The organism is Halomonas sp. 3D7M (assembly GCF_014897885.1).
GTDB lineage: Bacteria > Pseudomonadota > Gammaproteobacteria > Pseudomonadales > Halomonadaceae > Vreelandella.
Genome location: NZ_JABUZF010000156.1, coordinates 3966 through 8130, shown reverse-complemented (window position 1 = coordinate 8130; position 4165 = coordinate 3966). Strand labels below are relative to the sequence as shown.

Below are 4165 nucleotides of genomic sequence, written 5' to 3'. Positions count from 1 at the left end.
GTTCGAACGACCTCGCAGGCATCAAACGGTGTAGGCTTAGGCATCACTACTTTGCCTGTTGCCCCGAGCATTACCGTCATTCCCATCAGCAATAATGCCATCAAAATACCGGGCAGTAGCCCCGCCATAAACAGCCCGCCGATACTCACGTTGGCCAGCCAGCCATACACTACTAGCGCAATACTGGGCGGCAGAATCGGCCCAATCACGCTAGAGGCGGCGGTAATTCCAGTGGCGTAACCCAAATCATAGCCACGCTCTTTCATGGCTTTAATTTCAATGCTGCCAAGCCCCGCCGCGTCAGCCACGGCAGTACCCGACATGGTGGCAAAAATAGAGCTGGCCACTACGTTAGCGTGACCAAGACCGCCTTTGGTAAAGCCTACTAATGCCGTGGCGAAGTCAAAAATACGCGTGGTTGTTGAGCCAATATTCATAATATTGGCTGCCAAAATAAACAGCGGAATGGCCAACAGCGTAAAATTGTTGAGCGTTTGCACCATCCGCAGTGGCAGTAGCTCAACGGGCAACCCTCCGGTACCGGTGAATACCAAAGCAATAAATGAAGTAACACCGATGGCAACCACAACAGGCAGCCCGATAGCCATTAGAACCAGCAGGCCGCCAACAAAAATTAGTAATTCAGTCATGGTGCCGTCACCTCTTCTTCGCGGGGTGCTTCAAGCCAGAAAACCGGGCCGCGCAGCGTTTTCCAAAGGGCGATGACCGCCATGCTTGCGAAGCTAAAGAAGATACCGTAGTAGAGGTAGCTGAAACTAATACTTAACGAAACGGTTTTATTGTTGGCGCTCATATCCGACATAATCCACGCGCCCCATGCCGCGAGCAGAAAAAAGCCGCAAGAGATCAGCGAAGTAAGGCGATACTGTATATTTTTACCTAAGCTAGAAAGTTTGTGGCTGAACAGGTCAACCACTAAATGCTCACTGCGTACCCACGCAGAGATAGACCCAAAGCCAATGGCATAAATGGCCAGCAGTGACGCAACTTCTTCTGTCCAGGGCATCCCCAACCCAAGTAAGTCACGGGCTACCACTGCAGACACAATGAGCAGTAATATCGCGGCCATTAACGTCACCCCCACCCCATCGCAAAGACGGGTGGTGTAACGCAACACATAAAAAGCGATTCTATCCGGCCCGTTTCTGGGCGGCATAGCTGAATCCACGGGAACGCTCCTGAGGCTTAATAAGGCTTAAATAGGTATCTTTTAAAACTACAACGACGGCCTGATAGGCCGCCGTTGTTCATTTAGCACAAGCAATTACTGGCTTTCATTACCTAACGCATCTTCACGCACGCCATCAGCCATATCGGCCATGACACGATCAATCGCAGGCAACGCCGCTTCGCGGAAAGCTTCAATATCGGGTTCGATAATCGTCATGCCCTCTTCCTGTAGCGCCGTCAGGTAGTACTCATCAAGCTCACGCTCACGCTCCGAACCATGCTCCCTGGCGACATGGATGGCTTCCTCGATCAACGCTTGATCTTCCGCCTCTAGCCCATCCCACCAGCGTGAACTGGCTACCCAGTTCCAAGGGAACTGCACGTGACTGGTCATAATGATGTGATCCTGCACTTCCCACAGGCGGCGGGTATAGGGCGAGGAGAGCGAGTTTTCATGGCCATCGACTTGACCTGTTTGCATGGCCAAGTAAATTTCCGGCGCGGGAACGTTAACTACCTGAGCGCCGATCTCCTCCCACACCTCAAGCCACACGGGAAGCGATGGCAGGCGTAAACGGAAGCCGTCTAAGTCTTCAGGGCTATTGATCGCCTTGTTGGCAGTCATGTGGCGTGGGCCACGGTGTTGGGTGCCGAAATATTTAAGACCACCCTGATTTTCAGCCTGCTCAATCAATGCCTGGCCGGAAGGGCTTTCCATATAGGCATCGACTTCGTCCCAGGTTGAAAAAACAAACGGCACGGTAATAGCGTCATACTCTGGCGCATACTGCTGGCGCCAGTTGCCGCCAGTGATAGAAATCTGGGTTTGACCTAAGTTGAGCAGTTCCAGCACCGCGTTTTCACCGCCGAGTGAACCTGCTAGAAAAGGACGCACCTCAAAACGGCCTGGAGCCTGCTCTTCTAGGTATTCGGCAAAGCGCTCGACTGCTGCGCTTTCAGAGCCGCCTTCGCTCATGGTGTTGTTAACTTGAATTTCGATCGGGTTTGCCAAGGCAAAGGGGGCCGCCGTTAGCATACCCAGGGTGGCCAGCGTGGTAAGCAATGTTGTCCGCATAGGATGACTCTCTACGGTTGTCGTTATTGGATGTGGTTATGGTTATTAAGCGTGATACTTATCACAGCATTTTTGCTGTTTGATTGATCTTGAAACAAGCAGCCAAGCGGCTCAAATCGACGTTTATGAAGGCTGACTTCGTCAAATACGATGGCTAGAAACGCCGCTATAGCGCGCTAAACTACGCACCCTATTATCAGCATACGACCAAAGATGAATACCCACTGCACCCTTAGGCTATCTCAATGGCGCTTGTCTGCTGTTTTTAGCCGCGGCTTCAACCGCCATTTTCGCCAGGAGCTTTCATCATGCACGAAGTCGCACCCGTCGTGTTTATTACCGGCGCCACTTCTGGAATCGGCCTTGCTTGTGCCCACCGTTTTGCCCAAGCGGGCTGGTCACTGGTGTTAACAGGACGGCGTCAAACTCGCTTAGAGACGCTCTATAACTCACTGAAAAACAGCGTACCTGTGCACATCGCTCAATTGGATGTCAGTAACCCACAAGACGTTGCCAACGTGGTTGCGGCGTTGCCAGAACGCTTTCAGCACGTGCATACACTGATCAATAATGCAGGACTAGCGCTGGGTAAGGGGCCAGCACAAAACGCTGAGCTGGATGATTGGCACCGCATGATTGATACCAACGTAAAAGGGTTAGTGACTGTCACACGCCACCTATTGCCCAAGCTCATCGCCGCTGGCCCTGGCTCAACGGTCATTAACCTGGGTTCTATCGCCGCTCATACGCCTTACCCTGGTGGGCATGTGTATGGCGCCACCAAAGCCTTTGTAGAACAATTTAGCTATAACCTGCGCTGCGACGTTGGCCCCCAGGGCGTTAGAGTGACCGACCTCGCCCCGGGGATGACAGCGAGTGAATTTACGCTGGTTCGCATGAAAGGTGACCACCAGATAGCCGATAGCTACTACGCAGGAGCGGAACCACTTCAGCCTGAGGATATCGCCGACCAAGCGTTCCATGTAGCCTCACTTCCGCCGCATATCAATATCACGCGCTTAGAAGTGATACCGCTTTGTCAGCAGTGGTCGGCCCCCTCGATACTGCGGGATTAAGCGCCGATTTGATGAACTTTATAACGCTGAATGCTTTTCTGCGGTCAGCAGGTCCACCATGTGCCTTGCCGTGACAGGAAGCGTCGCGTAGCGGCGCACGCCAATCACAAGCTCCCGTTGGGCCCAGGCGTCGCTCAACGGGATGCTCTTAAGCTGCAGATCACCTAGCTCGCGGTAGATCGTTTGTTCTGGCAGCACGCCGACCCCCATGCCATGGTGAATCATGCGGCAAATAGCATCAAAGCTACGTACCTGAATGCGCATTCGCAGCGCTCTTCCCGATAGATTAGCCTGCTCAAGCAATAGCGCTTGCAGTGACGCATCTTGCTGCAAACCGATGAAGTCGAAAGCGAGCGCTTCATTGAAGGCAATACTGCTTCGCTCCGCTAACGGGTGTTTATCAGGCGTTACTAGCACTAAGCGATCACGCCGATACGGAATTATCTGTAAGTCTGGCGCAGCCACATGCCCAGCAAAAATACCAATATCGGTTAAGCCATCCCGTACAGCGGCAATAATTTCATTACTAACCCGCTCTTGCAGATCGATTTTGATTTCAGGGTAGTGACGAGAGAACGCGCTGAGATCTTGGGGAAGAAACGCGATGATCGCCGAGGTGTTGGAATGAATACGCACATGCCCACGCACGCCTTCACCATATTCGCTAAGTTCTGCCTGTAAGCGTTCAACATTGTCGAGTATGCGCCGCGCATGATGTAAAAACGCATGCCCTGCCGGGGTTAGCTCCACGCCACGGGGTTTACGGTAAAGTAGCGTTGCTCCGACCAAGCTTTCAAGATCGCTCATTCGCTTGCTAACGGCG

5 protein-coding genes are annotated in these 4165 nt (G+C 52.7%); 1 reads left to right on the top strand and 4 read right to left on the bottom strand.

The genetic code is table 11. The features are described 5' to 3' along the window. The 3 genes from INT22_RS20445 to INT22_RS07525 form a co-directional block, all read right to left on the bottom strand. Positions 1 to 650: TRAP transporter large permease subunit (locus INT22_RS20445; RefSeq protein WP_226912496.1), on the bottom strand; the 650-nt coding region annotated here is incomplete at its 3' end. After that, the gene (locus INT22_RS07530) at positions 647 to 1177 is read right to left on the bottom strand and encodes a TRAP transporter small permease (protein WP_226912500.1); all 531 of its coding nucleotides are present in this window, start codon (positions 1175 to 1177) and stop codon (positions 647 to 649) included. The genes INT22_RS20445 and INT22_RS07530, both read right to left, overlap by 4 nt. 108 nt (positions 1178 to 1285) lie before the next feature. Further along, entirely contained in the window at positions 1286 to 2266 is a 981-nt protein-coding gene (locus tag INT22_RS07525) for a TRAP transporter substrate-binding protein (RefSeq protein WP_095603725.1), read from the bottom strand. A 308-nt stretch (positions 2267 to 2574) separates the two neighbouring features. On the opposite strand from INT22_RS07525, the gene INT22_RS07520 reads away from it, so the two are divergent. After that, positions 2575 to 3342 carry an SDR family NAD(P)-dependent oxidoreductase gene (locus INT22_RS07520; protein ID WP_193060097.1) on the top strand — a complete coding sequence of 256 codons (768 nt, stop codon included), beginning with the start codon at positions 2575 to 2577 and terminating at the stop codon, positions 3340 to 3342. Positions 3343 to 3360: 18 nt separating this feature from the next. Here INT22_RS07520 and INT22_RS07515 read toward each other — a convergent pair. Next, a partial coding sequence (locus tag INT22_RS07515) for a LysR substrate-binding domain-containing protein (protein ID WP_226912495.1) occupies positions 3361 to 4165 on the bottom strand: 805 nt, incomplete at its 5' end.

What these genes read in the sequence shown, in the direction of transcription:
- INT22_RS07530 (WP_226912500.1), bottom strand. Translation starts at nt 1,177, where the DNA reads ATGCCGCCCAGAAACGGGCCGGATAGAATCGCTTTTTATGTGTTGCGT.
- INT22_RS07525 (WP_095603725.1), bottom strand. Translation starts at nt 2,266, where the DNA reads ATGCGGACAACATTGCTTACCACGCTGGCCACCCTGGGTATGCTAACG.
- INT22_RS07520 (WP_193060097.1), top strand. Translation starts at nt 2,575, where the DNA reads ATGCACGAAGTCGCACCCGTCGTGTTTATTACCGGCGCCACTTCTGGA.